Origin of the sequence: Pseudomonas avellanae BPIC 631 (genome assembly GCF_000444135.1) — a bacterium.
Lineage (GTDB): Bacteria > Pseudomonadota > Gammaproteobacteria > Pseudomonadales > Pseudomonadaceae > Aquipseudomonas > Aquipseudomonas avellanae.
In genome coordinates this window covers 34,786-49,977 of the sequence record NZ_ATDK01000287.1, presented here as the reverse complement: position 1 = coordinate 49,977, position 15,192 = coordinate 34,786, and the positions used below count along the sequence as shown (strand labels likewise).

15 protein-coding genes and 3 pseudogenes are annotated in these 15,192 nt (G+C 57.8%); 3 read left to right on the top strand and 15 right to left on the bottom strand.

From position 1 onward, the window contains the following. Positions 1 to 88: 88 nt before the first annotated feature. Positions 89 to 295, top strand: a complete 207-nt coding sequence (locus tag DW49_RS1000000130410; protein WP_081591399.1) for an AbrB/MazE/SpoVT family DNA-binding domain-containing protein — start codon at positions 89 to 91, stop codon at positions 293 to 295. 75 nt (positions 296 to 370) lie between these two features. Here DW49_RS1000000130410 and DW49_RS0117415 read toward each other — a convergent pair whose 3' ends face one another. From DW49_RS0117415 to DW49_RS1000000134300, 14 genes and pseudogenes are all read right to left on the bottom strand, one after another. Continuing rightward, on the bottom strand, positions 371 to 1,033 hold the full coding sequence (locus DW49_RS0117415; RefSeq protein WP_005615030.1) for a ChrR family anti-sigma-E factor: 663 nt from the start codon (positions 1,031 to 1,033) through the stop codon (positions 371 to 373). Continuing rightward, entirely contained in the window at positions 1,033 to 1,545 is a 513-nt protein-coding gene (locus tag DW49_RS0117410; protein WP_005615033.1) for a sigma-70 family RNA polymerase sigma factor, read from the bottom strand. Before DW49_RS0117410 ends, DW49_RS0117415 begins: the two co-directional genes overlap by 1 nt. A gap of 309 nt (positions 1,546 to 1,854) precedes the next feature. Continuing rightward, positions 1,855 to 2,076: pseudogene (vapB, locus tag DW49_RS01000000128510) on the bottom strand (type II toxin-antitoxin system VapB family antitoxin). 122 nt (positions 2,077 to 2,198) lie between these two features. After that, complete coding sequence (locus tag DW49_RS0117400; RefSeq protein ID WP_005615035.1) at positions 2,199 to 3,068, bottom strand: aldose 1-epimerase; 870 nt, start codon at positions 3,066 to 3,068, stop codon at positions 2,199 to 2,201. A gap of 84 nt (positions 3,069 to 3,152) precedes the next feature. Then, positions 3,153 to 4,433: a TRAP transporter large permease gene (locus DW49_RS0117395; protein ID WP_005615039.1), complete on the bottom strand. Its 1,281-nt coding sequence runs from the start codon at positions 4,431 to 4,433 to the stop codon at positions 3,153 to 3,155. Continuing rightward, positions 4,434 to 4,961, bottom strand: coding sequence for a TRAP transporter small permease (locus DW49_RS0117390; RefSeq protein WP_005615042.1), 528 nt, complete (start codon positions 4,959 to 4,961; stop codon positions 4,434 to 4,436). Positions 4,962 to 5,022: 61 nt separating this feature from the next. Beyond that, entirely contained in the window at positions 5,023 to 6,048 is a 1,026-nt protein-coding gene (locus DW49_RS0117385) for a TRAP transporter substrate-binding protein (RefSeq protein ID WP_005615044.1), read from the bottom strand. A gap of 56 nt (positions 6,049 to 6,104) precedes the next feature. After that, positions 6,105 to 6,989 (bottom strand): glucurono-1,5-lactonase, encoded by an 885-nt coding sequence (locus tag DW49_RS0117380; protein ID WP_005615047.1) that lies wholly within the window; start codon positions 6,987 to 6,989, stop codon positions 6,105 to 6,107. Positions 6,990 to 7,045: 56 nt separating this feature from the next. Further along, positions 7,046 to 7,873: an NAD-dependent epimerase/dehydratase family protein gene (locus tag DW49_RS0117375; protein WP_005615050.1), complete on the bottom strand. Its 828-nt coding sequence runs from the start codon at positions 7,871 to 7,873 to the stop codon at positions 7,046 to 7,048. Positions 7,874 to 8,052: 179 nt separating this feature from the next. Further along, the gene (locus tag DW49_RS0117370; protein WP_005615053.1) at positions 8,053 to 9,321 is read right to left on the bottom strand and encodes an OprD family porin; all 1,269 of its coding nucleotides are present in this window, start codon (positions 9,319 to 9,321) and stop codon (positions 8,053 to 8,055) included. A 571-nt stretch (positions 9,322 to 9,892) separates the two neighbouring features. Next, entirely contained in the window at positions 9,893 to 10,168 is a 276-nt protein-coding gene (locus DW49_RS0117365) for a type II toxin-antitoxin system RelE/ParE family toxin (protein ID WP_024419858.1), read from the bottom strand. After that, a complete protein-coding gene (locus DW49_RS1000000130400; RefSeq protein WP_081591395.1) occupies positions 10,168 to 10,434 on the bottom strand; it encodes a CopG family ribbon-helix-helix protein in 267 nt (88 codons plus the stop codon). The genes DW49_RS0117365 and DW49_RS1000000130400 overlap by 1 nt, the downstream gene beginning before the upstream one ends. 164 nt (positions 10,435 to 10,598) lie before the next feature. Next, positions 10,599 to 11,303 carry a methyl-accepting chemotaxis protein gene (locus DW49_RS1000000134305; RefSeq protein WP_370445404.1) on the bottom strand — a complete coding sequence of 235 codons (705 nt, stop codon included), beginning with the start codon at positions 11,301 to 11,303 and terminating at the stop codon, positions 10,599 to 10,601. Positions 11,304 to 11,501: 198 nt separating this feature from the next. Then, positions 11,502 to 12,386 (bottom strand): annotated as a pseudogene (locus DW49_RS1000000134300) (methyl-accepting chemotaxis protein); the annotation flags it as partial. 541 nt (positions 12,387 to 12,927) lie between these two features. Between DW49_RS1000000134300 and DW49_RS1000000134295 the strand changes: the two are divergent. Further along, positions 12,928 to 13,854, top strand: a pseudogene (locus DW49_RS1000000134295) (cache domain-containing protein); the annotation flags it as partial. A gap of 54 nt (positions 13,855 to 13,908) precedes the next feature. Further along, positions 13,909 to 14,760: a methyl-accepting chemotaxis protein gene (locus DW49_RS1000000134290; protein WP_370445403.1), complete on the top strand. Its 852-nt coding sequence runs from the start codon at positions 13,909 to 13,911 to the stop codon at positions 14,758 to 14,760. Positions 14,761 to 14,887: 127 nt separating this feature from the next. On the opposite strand, the gene DW49_RS0117350 is transcribed toward DW49_RS1000000134290, so the two are convergent. After that, positions 14,888 to 15,151: a hypothetical protein gene (locus DW49_RS0117350; protein ID WP_005615061.1), complete on the bottom strand. Its 264-nt coding sequence runs from the start codon at positions 15,149 to 15,151 to the stop codon at positions 14,888 to 14,890. Positions 15,152 to 15,192: the final 41 nt, after the last annotated feature.

Here is a 15,192-nt window from a genome sequence, read left to right as displayed (position 1 = left end):
AAACTCAAGAGAAACTATGAAAGCGTCATAGCAATGGCCTGCGCTTTTCTGTGGCTACCAATGTGAAACGGGAACAGACCCTAGCACTATTTTACTGACGCCTGATGCGCCGGCAGAAGTCTCGGCGCTCGATACCGCAAAGGTCAGGTTGCATTATCGGTTGGCTGATCTGGTGGCTACGTGTGATTTTGATGCACCTGAACCCGTTGAACTGGCCGAGTGGAATGCCATTCAGCCAGTCGGACGTGAAGTTCTTGACGGGCTGGATTCGACTGGTCAGATAGTGTGCGACTGAACCTGAGTTCAACGAATGTTGTGAGTCACAGGGCGATCTTTATTCGTGCAGATCTAACCTGCGGCTCGTAAGGCATCAAATCCCGAAAAACGGCTGCATCATCCGCGCCATCCAGCCGTGGAAGCGCAGTTTTGACTCTGCGGCCAATACACAGATGCATTCCCGATCAGGGTAGGCGATGGGCTGGTGCTGGATGTGGCTGTCCAGATCGGCCACATCGTTGAGTCCGAATTCACCCTGCACGTCATGATAAGCGCCTTTGAGCACCATGGTCATTTCGCCGCTTTCATGGCTGTGGACCGGCATGCTGACGCCGGGGGCGATTTTCAGCAGCATGAGGTTGCCCTGTTCGATCCCCTGGGCGCTGACGCGCTGAACACCGGGGATCAGGGTTTTCCACTTCAGTGTGCTCAGACGCCGGCCGAAATGCGCGTGCATGCAGCGGGGCAGCAAGTCAGGGTCATGATTGGCCACAGGCATGGCGTGCACAGCCGAATCGACGCTGGCTTCCTGCTCATCCAGACGCGCCAGCATGGCTATACGGCTCTTGAGTGGCACCACGCAGTTGATGGACTGCTGCATCAAGACGCCGCCGATCTGTTCGGCCTGCCGCAGCCGCGCCCGGCATTCGGCGCAGCGCTCCAGGTGAGCGGCGGTGACTACCGCGATGACCTGCGACAACGCCCCTGCGGCGTAGCTGATCAGGGTTGCGTCATCCGGATGATGTAGTGGGCCCATCATGACTCCTCGATCCGCGAGCGCAATTTTTGAAAGGCCAGACGCAGGCACGATTTCACCGTGCCCAGTGGCATATCAAGACGTTCGGAAATTTCCCGATGGCTGAGCGCTTCGAAATAAGACATTCGCAACACCTTGGCCTGATCAGTGGGAAGGTTCTGAATGGCACTATTGAGTTGTTGCTCCTGGCGCTGGCTGTAATCGAGCGTTCTGTCTACCGGGGCCTCCAGACGCTCAAGTTGTTCCAGCGAATTTTGCACCTGCACCCAACCGCGGTCCTTGCGCACGCTGTCGATGTACAGATTGCGCGCGATACGAAACAGCCAGGTGCCCAGGCTGGCCTTGCTCGGGTCGAAGGACTCAGCCTTGTGCCATAGCTTGAGCAGCACCTCCTGCACCAATTCTTCCGCCTGCCCCTCGGGCACATTCAGCCCCGTCAGGTAACGCAATAAACGCGGGGCGAAGTGATCGTAGATGCGCATGAAGCTGTCGCGGTCCCTCTGGCGGGCCACGGCGGTGACTTCATCAATCCAAAGTCGGCTTGTTGTCGAGTCGCTGTGGGGGATGGACAAGTGACAGAAGGTCCTGAGACTGGCAGTAGTGCGCATAATCCACCTTCTGATCACCATTGTCTGGTTTTGGTTCGCGATGCAGAGGTGTTACGTAGCGGGATGGGGAGTGGATCACAGGATGTGACGAGCGGTGCATTCGTTCGGGTGCAAGAATCCTTGGACTTGGAAGGTGTGTTTAGCGAATTGCTCGGTCATCCAGACGAAGCCCATCAGTGCGCTGAAATTCTCGCAGGTTGTGGGTGGCAACGATCAGCTCCGTGGATCACTGGGTTGGTCACGCTGGCTAAAGAAGTCATCACTGACACTCTCGCCATCGAACCAACTGTTTCAGGATTCACCTGCAGGCGAGATGATGCGGGTTCTGCCAACCGCTACAACATCAACCCATTTCACTTCATCGGACAAGGCCACCGCCCTCGGCAGGCGGATGACCTGACTGCGATTGTTTTTGAGTACTGTTGACTGCTGCATGAGTTGTTCCTCAAGGCTGGCAAACCGGCCAAGCTGAGTATGGCTTTTCAAGGATATGTAACCGTTATGTCGCTTCTGAATTTTGCAAAACATCTGACGAAGTGGCTATCAGATTATGGTGGCTATAACGCCCTATAAGACAGCGTGACCCCCAACCCCATCGACTCCCCCTGCCGCAACAGGCTCAACCCCGGATGCCCCGGCAAATGATGGGCATTGACCGGGTGGCTGACAGGCTCGAAACAGAAGAAGTCCAGCCCCGGCGGGCAGAACACCAGAAAGTACTCGCTGTCGGTGGCGTGGCAGTGCAGTTCATAGCCCAGGTCCGGCTGGCTGATGACGCTGTGGCCGTCCCAGCCGGTAAAGCCGTTGTCCAGCCGTGCTTCGGGCAGCGTGTTGCTGTGCCGGAAGTCCCATTCAGCGGGCAGATCCTGCAACTCATTCGGCAAACCTGCGTCGTTGCACAGCCAGATCTGCGCGGCCCTGGCCTGCAAACGTGTGTGGGGCGTGCACGGCAGGTAAGGGTGCAAGCCCAGGCCGTGCCACATGGCGCGGCTGTCCAGATGAGTGGTGGTCAGTTCGATACTTAGTTTGCCGTCGTGCAGGGTGTAGCGCAGGTGCGCGCGGAAGGCGAACGGCGTCTGGCTGTCGAGTTGCAGACAGACTTGATCTACGGCTTGCTCAATGATTGTCCATGACTGCTGCCAGGCGCTGCCATGAATCGGCAGCGGGTCGTTGGCGCTGTTGGCGGGCAGTGCGAGCCAGCCATCGGGCGTGTCGAAGCCGCCGCTGCCGATCCGGTTCGACCAGGGCGCCAGCGGATAGCAGGCCAGCCGCCTCGAAGTGCCGGCAGCCAGGGCTGCCTCGTCACTGTGGCGCAGCAGAGGTTGCCCGCTGGCCAGTACGGTCCAGTTGACGATACTGCCGCCGATGTCGGGCGCGACGGTCAGGCGGGTCAGACCATCTTCAAGCGTGAGGGTGTGCAAAGACATGTGAGCCAGCCCCCTTGGCTGGAAAGGGCAGGGGTGATGTGCCGGAGCCCGCTGCAGGCCCCGACAACAGAGTTGCCAGGGACGTTAGAGCACGACGCTCGGCAGCCACAGCGAGATGGCAGGCACGTAGGTGACCAGCATCAGCACCAGAAACAGCGCAACGTAGAACGGCAGCAAGGCTTTCACGGTGGCTTCGATGGTGACTTTGCCCACCGCAGCGCCGACGAACAGCACTGCGCCCACCGGCGGTGTGATCAGCCCGATCCCCAGGTTGACCAGCATGATCATGCCGAAGTGCACCGGGTCCACGCCGACGCCGACGATGACCGGCAACAGAATCGGGGTGAGGATCAGGATCAGCGGAGCCATGTCCATGACAGTGCCCAGCAGGAGCAACATGACGTTGATGCACATCAGGATCACGTAGCGGTTGTCCGACAGGGTCAGAAACGCCGTGGTGATCTTCATCGGAATGTCCATCAGCGTCAGGATGTAACCGAAGCTGGCGGCAAAACCGATCAGGATCATCACGATGGAGATGGTCCGCGCAGCCCGGTGCATCAGCTTGGGCAGATCGCGCCATTTGTAGTCGCGGTAGATGAACATGGTGACGAAAAATGACCAGAGCACAGCAATCGCAGCCGACTCGGTGGCGGTGAAAATCCCCGACAGAATGCCACCGAGAATGATGACCATGGCCATCATGCCCCAGAGCGCTTCACCGGCAATTTTCAGCGCCTTGCGCAGCGGAATCACTTCACCCTTGGGGTAATTGCGTCTGCGCGCGAAAATCATGCACAGGCCCATCATCACCGCGCTGAGCAACAGCCCTGGCATGATCCCGGCCATGAACAGCGAAGCAATCGACACCGTGCCGCCAGCCGCCAGTGAATAAAGCACCGAGTTGTGGCTGGGAGGTGTCAGCAGGGCCTGAACCGAGCCGCTGACGGTCACGGCGGTCGAGAAGTCCCGAGGGTAGCCGTTGCGTTCCATTTCCGGGATCAGCACCGAGCCTACCGATGCGGTATCGGCCACGGAAGAACCCGAGATAGCGCCGAAGAAGGTCGAGGCCACGATGTTGACCAGCGACAGGCCGCCGCGCACAAAGCCCACCAGTACTGCGGCGAACGCGACCAGCCGTCGTGACATCCCGCCTTCGGCCATGATTGCCCCGGCCAGCACGAAGAACGGGATCGCCAGCAGCGAAAACTTGTTCACCCCGCCTGCGATCTGGATCATCAGGGCGTCGGCCGGAATGTCGATCCACCAGGCACCGATCAGGGCTGACAGGCCCAGTGCGTAGGCAACCGGCATGCCGAGAAGAATCAGTGCGATGAAGCTGCCCAACAGTATAAAAGCGTCCATTTATGCGGCACCTTCGCTTTCTTCAATGACGTCGAAGCGCATCACTGCGCGATGACTCTGGTCACCCAGAAACAGCTTTTCCAGCACGAAAACCAGGGTCACGATGCCGCCGATGGGGATTGGCAGGTAAGAGATCCCTACGCGCAGAAAGGGCAGTTCGCCAACAAACTGATTCCAGGTGGTGGCGCACAGCTTGAAGCCCTTGAAGATCATGAACAGGGCCACTGTCGCCATCAGGATCTGCACCAGCAATGAGGCGCTGCTGCGTACCTGTTGCGGCATACGGTCCACGGCCATCGAAACCGCCATGTGCGCACCGGCGCGGTAACTGGCGGCAGCGCCGAAGAAGGTAAATACCACCATCAGCAGAATGGCCGTGGGTTCCGGCCAACTGGAGCCGCTGCCGAGTATGTAACGGGCAAAGATGCCCCAGGGGATGATCAGGGTCATGATCAGCACCGACAGACCGGCAATGCCGATACAGACTCGATAGATCGTGTCGTTGATGCGCAATAGCGTATTTTTCATGGGCTCACCACTGCGGCGGCGAACGAGCTTTCACTCATTCGCGCAGCATAATCGGACAGGCTTATTGGGCCGCTTGGGTACTCGGTGCAGCCAGTGCCGGATTGGTCTGGACCGCTTCGATGCGGCTGATCAAGTCCTTGTAAGGCGCACCGAATTTGTCACGCACCGGCTGGGTGGCGTCGTAGAAGGCTTTCTTCTGCTCTGGTGTCAGCGTGATGAACTCCACGCCTGCTGCCTTGAGTTTGACCTCGGCATCGGCTGACGACTTGTCCCACAACACGCGCTCTTCCATCTGTGCTTCACGCGCGAGCTTTTTCACCAGCGCCTGTTGCTCCGGGTTGAGCTTCTCCCAGGTGGCTTTCGCCATCACGATGGGCTCGGGCAGAATCAAGTGCTCGGTAATCGTGAAAAACTTGGCGTTCTGGTAGTGGTTGTGCTGGAAGTAGGTGGGCGGGTTGTTTTCAGCACCATCAATGACGCCGGTCTGCAAGGCGCTGAAGATCTCGCCGGTGGCCATGGCGATGCCGTTGCCGCCCATGTCGTTGATGGTTTCGATGAACACCGGGTTGCCTTGAACGCGGATTTTCATGCCTTTGAGGTCGGCGATCTGCCGTACCGGTTTTTTGGTGTACAGGTTGCGGGTGCCGCCATCCATCCAGGCCAGTGCGACCATGTTGAATTGCGAATTGGTGATCTTGTCGAGAATTTCCTGGCCGATTTCACCGTCGATGATCGTGCGCATGTGCGCCTGATCGCGGAACACGAACGGCAGATTGAAGACGTTGACGTCCGGCACTACCGGACCGACGATGCCGAGGCTGACGCGGGTCATCTGGACCGCGCCGCTCTGCACTTGCTCGACCACTTCCTTCTCGGAGCCGAGCACGCCGCCGGCGTACATCTTGAAGCTGATCTCGCCCTTGGATTGCTCCTCGAGCTTCTTGCCCATGTTCTGTTCCGCCACAACCGGCGCATAGCCTGCGGGATGAACCTCGGCGAACTTGATTTTGACGTCTGCCTGGGCCAGGCCCGACATGCAGAAGGCCAGCGGGAGTGCAGCGATGAGAAGCTTGCGTTTGAAATCCATGGATATCTCCAATGTTGTTATTTTTGGTCGAGCTAAGGATTTTTCGGTAGGCGCAATCAGCCCTGAAAAACGGGTTCCTCCAGGCCTTTGACGCCAGGTCGCAAAGCGAACACGCCACCGGCGAGCGGCTGGTCGTTGAGATCGCCACCTGGGCGAATGGAGGTCACGAACAGGGTGTCCAGGTTCGGGCCACCAAACGCACACATGGCAGGTTTTTTCACCGGCACGACCAGCGAGCGGTCGAGTTTGCCGTTGGGGGTAAAGCGATGGATCAGCCCTGCGTCGTTGCCGCAGATCCAGTAACAGCCGTCTGCGTCGATGGCAGCACCGTCCGGGCGGCCCAGGTGGTGGTTCATGTCCACGAACAGGCGACGGTTGTGGGGAGTGCCGCTGTCAGTGTCGTAATCGAAAGCCCAGATCTTTTGCACGCTGGGGTGTGAATCGGACAGGTACATGGTCTTGCCGTCCGGGCTGAACGCCAGGCCGTTGGGGACGATCAGGTCTTTGAGTTGCGCCTCCAGTGTCTTTTGCCCGGCGCTGTAACGATACAGTGCGCCAACCACTGCGCCCGCTGCCATGTCCATCAGCATGGTGCCCGCCCAGAAGCGCCCTTGGCGATCGCAACGGCCATCATTGAAGCGCATGCCCGTTTGAGCATGCTCAACGCTCGCCAGCAGGGTACTGATCAGGCTGCCGTCGTCGCAGGGCTGCAAGTGATAGATGCCGTTCTCCATCCCGGCAATCCAGCCGCCACGGCTGTCGGCAGCGATACAGGCCAGCATTTGCGGGGCTTTCCAACTGCGCGTGCGGTCCTGACTGGAATCCCAGCAATGCAGTTCGCCTTTGGGAATATCTACCCAGTACAACGCTTGATCATGCACGCTCCAGACCGGGCTTTCGCCTGTTGCATTCTGTGCATCGACTATCAGTTCGGCGTCCATGACGGTTCGTATCTCCAGAGTTGTGCAACCAGAGTGCTGCGCCAGGGGAGCGCCGCTTATTTATCGCCGAACGGTCCGGACGCAACAAACGCACCGCCCTGGTAAACCATTGCCGGGTCATCGGCCGCGGGCATTGGCTGGGCGTCGACCTTGGCGCGGAAGACCTCCGAGCTGTCTTTAGGGGCGTAGTCCAGCTTGCTGGCAAAGCGGTTGTCCCACCACACGGTCTTGTTGTCCGACACGCCATACACCACGGTGTGGCCGACGTCCGGCGTGTAAAGGGCGCGATCGAGCAACTGGGTCAGGTCGTCGAAGCTCAGCCAGGTGCTCATCATTCGGCGGTTCTGTGGTTCAGGAAACGAAGAGCCGATGCGGATGCTGACGGTTTCGATGCCGTAACGATCAAAGTAGAAGCTGGCCATGTCTTCGCCGTAGGACTTGGACAAACCATAGTAGCTGTCCGGGCGGCGCGGGGAGTGCGCGTCGATGGTTTCGTCCTGCTTGTAGAAACCGATCACATGGTTGGAGCTGGCGAAGATCACACGCTTCACGCCATGCCGGCGGGCAGCTTCGTAGATATGGAACACGCCGCAGATATTGGCGCCGAGGATTTCCTCGAACGGCCGTTCGACCGACACGCCGCCAAAATGCAGAATGGCGTCCACGCCCTCGACCAGACGGTGTACGGCGTCTTTGTCCGCCAGATCGCAGACCTGCACTTCTTCACGGTCGTCGACCGCCGGTGCCATCTCGGCGATATCGGAGAGTCGCAGAATGTGTGAGTAAGGGCGCAATGTCTCGCGCAATACCTTGCCCAGGCCGCCTGCAGCACCGGTCAGCAGGAGGCGATTGAAGGGAGTTTGAGTGGTATGAGCCGATGCCATGATAAAAGTCCCGATTGTTATTTCTTGTCATCTGTTGTCGTATGACTTGCCGGATTATCGGCATCGCCTACGTGAATTGTCAACGCGGCCAAGGTATAAAAAAGGTCTCTGTGCGAACCGCAACACAGACACCTGCGACAAGGCAAAGCCGGTCTCGAAAGGCAGGCTTTGCCTCACGGTCAGAGCAGCGAAATCGGGTAGCTGATGAACACCCGGTTTTCGTCGAATTCATTGACACTGAAGTCGCGGCGGATACTTGCGTTGCGCCATTTGACGTTGAGGTTCTTCAGCGCGCCGCTTTGTACGGTGTACGCCAGCTCCGACTCGCGCCCCCATTCCTTGCCGTCAGTGATGGTGCCGGTGTGCACATTATCGCCGCTGATATAGCGGTTCATCATGGTCAGGCCGGGTACACCGAGCACTGCGAAGTTGTAGTCGTGGCGCAACTGCCAGGATTTCTCTTTGGCGTTATCGTAGCTGGAGTTGTAGCTGTCGTTGGCCAGCGTGCCGCCGCTGGTGCCGTTGACGCGCATCCACGCCGTATCGCCGGTGAGTTTCTGCAGGCCGACATAAAATGTGCTGCCGCCGTAGCGGGCTGAGAGCAGCGCGTAGGTGGTCTTGTTGTCCAGATCGCCCGCGAGCTTGTTGCCGTCTTCCTTGCCGGTGAAGAAACCCAGGTTGGCCCCCAGGGTCCAGTCGCCGATGGGCTGGCTGTGCAACAGGTTGAAGTACTGCTGCTGGTAGATGTCCTGCAGTTCCGAGTACCAGACACCGACCTGAGTGCGCTTGTCGTTGAAGACGTACTCACCGCCGCCGAAGTTGAAGCGATCAGAGGTAAATGCACCTCGTCCGTTCATCGACATGTCTTCCATGCTGGCGTCGTTACGCGGGCTGTTGCCCCGGAACTGGCCGCCATACAGCGTCAGCCCGTCGATTTCCCTGGACGTCACCTGGCCGCCCTGAAAGGTTTGCGGCAACGAGCGGCCGTCATCGGAGCGCAGGATCGGCAGCACCGGCATCCATTCGCCCACTTTCAGTTCGGTCCTGGAAACCCGAGCCTTGCCCGCCACACCCAGACGCCCGAAATCATCCGCCGGGCGGCCGTCACTGTGGATCGGCAGCAACTGAGTGCCTCCCGTACCTTTGCCGCCATCGAGCTTGAGCGAATACAGGCCCAGCACATCGACCCCGAAACCGACCACGCCCCGGGTAAAGCCCGACTTGGCATCAAGGATGAAGTTTTGTGTCCATTCTTCAGCTTTGTTCTGCGGCGCTGCGCTGTTGGGAAACGCGGGGTTGGTGAAGTTACGATTGAAATACGCATTACGCAGGGTCAGCGTGGCTTTGGTGTCGTCCACGAAACCTTCGGCCATGCTCAGCATCGGGAAAATCAGCGTCATGCCGCCAACACCCAGCAGGATGCGCGAGCGGGAAGTGTGAGATGTCATTATTGTTTTGCTCCCTTGTTTATCAAAACCGTCCCCTTTTCTGGTCACGCGCAGCGGCGACCGACACCTTCGAGGATTACGTGATGCCTGTTGCCAGGCATGGCCTCGACCGACAGACGGCCGAGTACCGTTCGCCGTGTATCAGCGAATACTGTGAATCTGAAAAGGTGTCGGGCACTGCAACGCAGCCAGAGCAGCTACGGCTTCAATAATCGGTGGGGCGGACGTGTGGACAAGAGTTTTCATGATTAGCCCAGTCTTGTTTTTATTTTTGGCGTTATAGGTTGTCGTACAACTAAAGCGATATTTACAGCGTGGCCCCTATTTGTCAACGCGCTGTTAGTCGAGGTTTACCGATTCACCTGATTTTTAATCGGTCATGAAGCGCTGGCTGAAGAGGGCTGAACGTTACGCAAGACTGCGCCTGGATGAGCTGGTGGTCGTCAAGTCCGGCAAAGTCCCTAGCTTGGCGTGGTGGGTTGGAAGGTACTGATGTGATTGGATCTGTATGGCGTGTCTTACTGCATCCGCACCGCCATGACGGCGCTGATCGCCAGCAAAGGCAACATCATTACCGATCCTCGCGTGTATGCCACAGCCGCAACAGATAAATTGTTGAGTCCACAATTTCGTAGCGCATTTCATAGCGGCCTATCTGAATTTTGCGCACATCCCGGGGCTCAAACTCTTCCAGACGCTCACCAATCCGCGGGTTGGAAAGGAGCATGATCGGCGCCGCTGTAAGCTTCTGTACGGTCTGGGCGGCAGCGGGTTGGTTTGCTACCGCTAAAAAATCATACAGGCGGGCGACGTCAGATAGCGCTTTGCTTGTCCACATCAGCTCCATCAGCGCGGAACCGGTAGAGGCGTAGCGGTGCTTAAACTGTCAGCCCAGGCCTGAACAGCCTGATGGTCAATCACGCGGCCAGCATCGACATCGGCTAGTGCTTCGCGAGTGAGGCGACTACGTTCTTCCTCCTGATCTATCCATGCAGACAAGGCCTGTCTGACGATCCAGTTTTTAGAGCGTTCGAGTCGCTCTGCCATCAGGTCGACTTTTTCAGCCAATTGTTCGGGTACGTGAGCTGTTACAGATCGGGTCTTGGTTGTCATGACTGATTACTCTAAAAATGATTTTATTGGAGTCGATCATAGATATGAATCACATTTAATCATAGTGAATAGCGCTTCATCGTCAATGACAAGATGCGTTGAATCTTACAAACGCCAGAAACAAACAAGCCCGGAAAACCGGGCTTGAGGGTTGCTGCGGATGATCAGATCCGGAAATGGCTGACCATCGTCTGCAATTGCCCGCCAAGGCGGGCCAGCTCGACGCTGGACGCAGCGGTTTCTTCGCTGGCCGAGGCGGTCTGCTCGGACACATCGCGGACGTTGACGATGCTGCGGCTGATTTCCTCGGCTACGGCGCTCTGCTCCTCGGCGGCGGCGGCGATTTGCTGGTTCATGGCCTGAATGTTGGAAACTGTCTGGGTGATACTGCCCAGCGACGTACCGGCCTGACGGCTTAGTTGCACGCTGCTGACGGTCAGTTCGCGGCTGCTCAGCATGATGCTGGACACCTGACGCGTGCCGCTTTGCAGGGCGGCAACCAGCGTCTCGATCTCGACGGTGGATTGCTGCGTACGCTGCGCCAGGCCACGAACTTCGTCGGCAACCACGGCAAAACCACGCCCGGCTTCCCCGGCACGCGCGGCCTCGATGGCGGCGTTGAGGGCCAGCAGGTTGGTTTGTTCGGCCACCGCCTTGATCACATCCATGACCTTGCCGATCTTGTCGCTTTCCTGCTCCAGCAGACCCATGGCGTCGGCAGAGCGACCCACTTCATTGGCCAGGCGCTCGATCTGGGCAATCGCTTCGCCCACTACCTTGTCGCCATCGCGTGCTTCGCGGTCGGCGTTGGACGCTGCCTGCGAGGCCTGCTCGGCGTTACGAGCCACTTCTGCAACCGTGGCCGACATCTCGTGCATGGCCGTGGCCACCTGATCGGTTTCGACTTTCTGGCTGTTGACGCCGGCGCTGGTCTGTTCGGTAACGGCCGACAGCTCTTCGGCGGCACTGGCGATCTGCACGACACTGTCGCGGATCCCGCCGATCAGCTCGCGCAAAGTGCTGCCCATGCGCTGAATACCTTGCTGCAGAACGCCCAGTTCGTCACGACGAGTGACCGCCAGCGTCTGGGTCAGGTCGCCGGATGCGATGCGATCGACCACTGCCAGGGTTTCCTTCAACGGACGGGTAATCTGCCGGGTGATGATCACGGCTGCGATCATGCCCAAAATGATAGCCAGCAGCGTGCAAGTGATCTGCGTGGTGCGGGCCTGCGCGCTTTCCTGGTCGCGGCGATCCAGTTGCAGTTGGTACATCGCTTCACTGATCTTGACGATGTCCTGGCCCTGTACGGTCATTTCCTTGCGAGCCTGAGCGATGTCAGCCGTTGCGGCCTTGAAGCTCTGCAGGGCTTTTCGGTAGGCGGCCAACGAGGTTTCCAGTTGCCTGAGCTGATCGGCCTGGGTGCCGCTGAACGTTGTTTTCAGCGTGTCCAGGTCCTTGATCGCCAAGTCCAGTTTTGCAACGGCTGCCTGCTCGGTTTCGGGCGTGGCATTGGTGGTGTAGCCACGCACTTCATAACGCGCGAGCCTCAGGTTTTCTTTCGCATCGGTGACGAGCTGGTACTGCTCGAACCGATTGGCATCGGCTGGGTCCATCTTTTTCACTTCAGCCTGAAGCAGCTCAAACACACCGATGCTTTTGCCGGCATGCGTGCTCAACTCATCACGCGCCGCAGTGCTGGCCTTGTACCCGCTGCGCATGTTGTTCAGGGATTTTTGATAGTCAGCGATCACCACCGCCAACTGCTCGAGCATTTTCACGTTCTCGGGGCTCTTGAATGTGCTCAGCAGCTTTTGCTGGTAATTCTTGAAGCCATCCAGCGAGACCTGAACGGTCTCTGCGACTTTCTCGTCGCCGTCAGCGACCATATATTGCAGGCGGGTAACCCGCAGTTTGGTCAGCTGTGAGTTGAGTGACGTGATGTCGCTCATCCAGTTGCTGCGATTGATCAGGCCGGTCATGCTGGTCCAGCCGGTCAGGGCAAGAATGGCAGTAAAAACAAGTACCAGACCAAACCCGAGGGCCAGCTTCATGTTGACGCTGATGTTTGCGAACCAGCTATTCATCGAATTCTCCGAGAGTGGCCATATAAAAAACAAGGTATTTGGCTGAAGTAATGTATGTGCGACCGCCAAGGCATTTTATACAGACACTATCGGCCAGCTTTTGCGAAGCTAAAATAAAAAATGCTGGAATATTAAAAAAGACCGACGGGCTTTCAATCAAGGCAGGGCACGGTTATAAGTGACCGCCGGGCACCTCCAGGCAACGTATTGTTGTCATTAAAAAAACGTCAAAATGCTGTCTATATTCGGGCAGTGAAAACCTTCTTTTTGTAGGCTCATTGCTTACAGGGAATGACATTCTTGTACAGCAAGTTGCTCAGGCAGCCGAACCCCTCTGTCCCTGTTGAGATGCCTCGTAATTACTTTAAAGTTTCGTCATAAAATCCTGCTGGCCGCGTCCGGCGTTGTGGTATTGGCGTTCGCGCTGTTCACCCTGTACAACGATTACCTGCAGCGCACCACCATCAACCAGAACCTGGAGTCCTCGGTGGGGCAGGCAGGGCAACTGACCGCCAGCAGCGTGCAGAACTGGCTGAGCGGACGCATTCTGGTGCTGGAAAACCTCGCCCAGAACGTCGCGTTTCAGGGCGTGAATTCCGACCTGAACGGGCTGGTGTCGCAGTCTTCACTGGTGTCGACCTTTCAGTTCACCTACGTCGGTGACAGTAAAGGCGTGTTCACTCAGCGGCCCAATGTCGATATGCCAGCGGGTTACGACCCACGTCAGCGGCCTTGGTACAAATCCACGGTCGACGCCGGCAAAACCATTCTCAGTGCGCCGTATCTGGCTTCTGTCGGCGGCCTGGTGGTAACCATCGCCAGCCCGATCAAAACTGCAGGTCAGGTGAGCGGTGTGGCGGGCGGTGACCTGAGCCTGGACACGCTGGTCAAGATCATCAACTCGGTCGAGTTCGGCGGTATCGGCTACGCCTTTCTGGTCAGTGGCGATGGGCAGATTATCGTCAGCCCGGACAAAGACCAGGTCATGAAAAACCTCAAAGACATCTACCCCGGTCAGACCCTCAGTCTGGATGCGCGCTTGCGTGAGGTCACCCTCAATGGCCAGCAAAGGCTGTTGTCGTTTACCCCGATCACGGGCCTGCCCTCGGCCGACTGGTACATCGGTTTGTCGATCGACAAGGACAAGGCCTACGCACCGTTGAGTCAGTTCCGCAGCTCGGCGATGGTCGCCGTGTTGATTGCCGTGACAGTGATTGCGTTGCTGTTGAGCCTGCTGATTCGTGCACTGATGCGCCCACTGACCGACATGGGTCGGGCAATGCAGGACATCGCCCAGGGCGAGGGTGACTTGACCCGACGCCTGAGTATTCAGGGCAAGGACGAGTTCGCCGAACTGGGCGGCTCGTTCAACCAGTTCGTAGAGCGCGTGCATGCTTCCATTGCCGAGGTCTCCTCTGCCACGCTGCAGGTGCATGACCTGTCGCAACGGGTGGTCAACTCTTCCAACTCGTCAATCGTCGGCTTTGACGAGCAGAGCGCCCGCACCAATAGTGTGGCCGCCGCCATCAACGAGCTGGGCGCTGCGACCCAGGAAATTGCCCGCAACGCATCGGACGCCTCGATTCAGGCCAGTGAAGCCCGGACTCAGGCTGAAGACGGTCAGGTAGTGGTTGAAAAGACCATCAACGCCATGAGCGAGTTGTCCACCAAGATCAGCGATTCCTGCACGCAGATCGAGCAGCTCAATGCCAGCACCGACAACATCGGCCACATCCTCGATGTCATCAAAGGCATTTCGCAACAGACTAACCTGCTGGCCCTCAACGCCGCCATCGAAGCTGCGCGTGCGGGTGAAGCGGGCCGTGGTTTTGCGGTCGTCGCCGATGAAGTGCGTAACCTGGCTCATCGCACTCAGACATCCGCAGACGAAATTCACAAGATGATCGGTGGTTTGCAGACCGGCTCACAGCACGCTGTGCTCAACATGAACGAAAGTCAGGTGTCGAGTCAGGAAAGTGTCGAAGTTGCTAATCAGGCGGGAAGTCGACTGCGCGATGTAACGCGTCGTATTGGCGAAATCGACGGCATGAACCAGTCTGTCGCAGCCGCCACAGAAGAGCAGACCGCTGTTGTTGAAACACTCAACATCGATATCAACCAGATCAACACACTGAATCAGCAAGGCGTCGCCAACCTTAATGAAACCCTCAAGGATTGCGCTGCGCTTTCACAGCAAGCCGGACGTTTGAAACAATTGGTCGACAGCTTCAAGATCTGACCGTATATCCAGTAACAGAGGCCGGATCACATGAGTGTGGTCCGGTTCCTGAACATGATGTCCTGTCATCGCTTCAACTTTCAAATCTGCGCAGAATAAAAAGGCCTGCACGGTGGCAGGCCTTCTGTCAGAGATCCTTTTTGACCTCTTTATCGATGTGCTTGTCAGCCTTGTGACGTTCCTTATCGTCATGCGTGGCACCTTTGTCGACCTCAGCCGCGTCGTGCTTTACGCCTTTGTCCACTTCTTTGGCGTCATGATCAACGCCTTTATCCAGTTCACGGTTGTCGTGTCTGACGCCCTTTTCCAGCTCGCTCTCTGCGAAAGCTGCTGGTGCTGCGGCACCTGCCAGGAAGAGTGCGGCAGTCATGGAAAGTACGAGTTTGCGCATGTGTTGCTCCTTCATAAGAAATGCTGGCCCTTCGTGAGCCA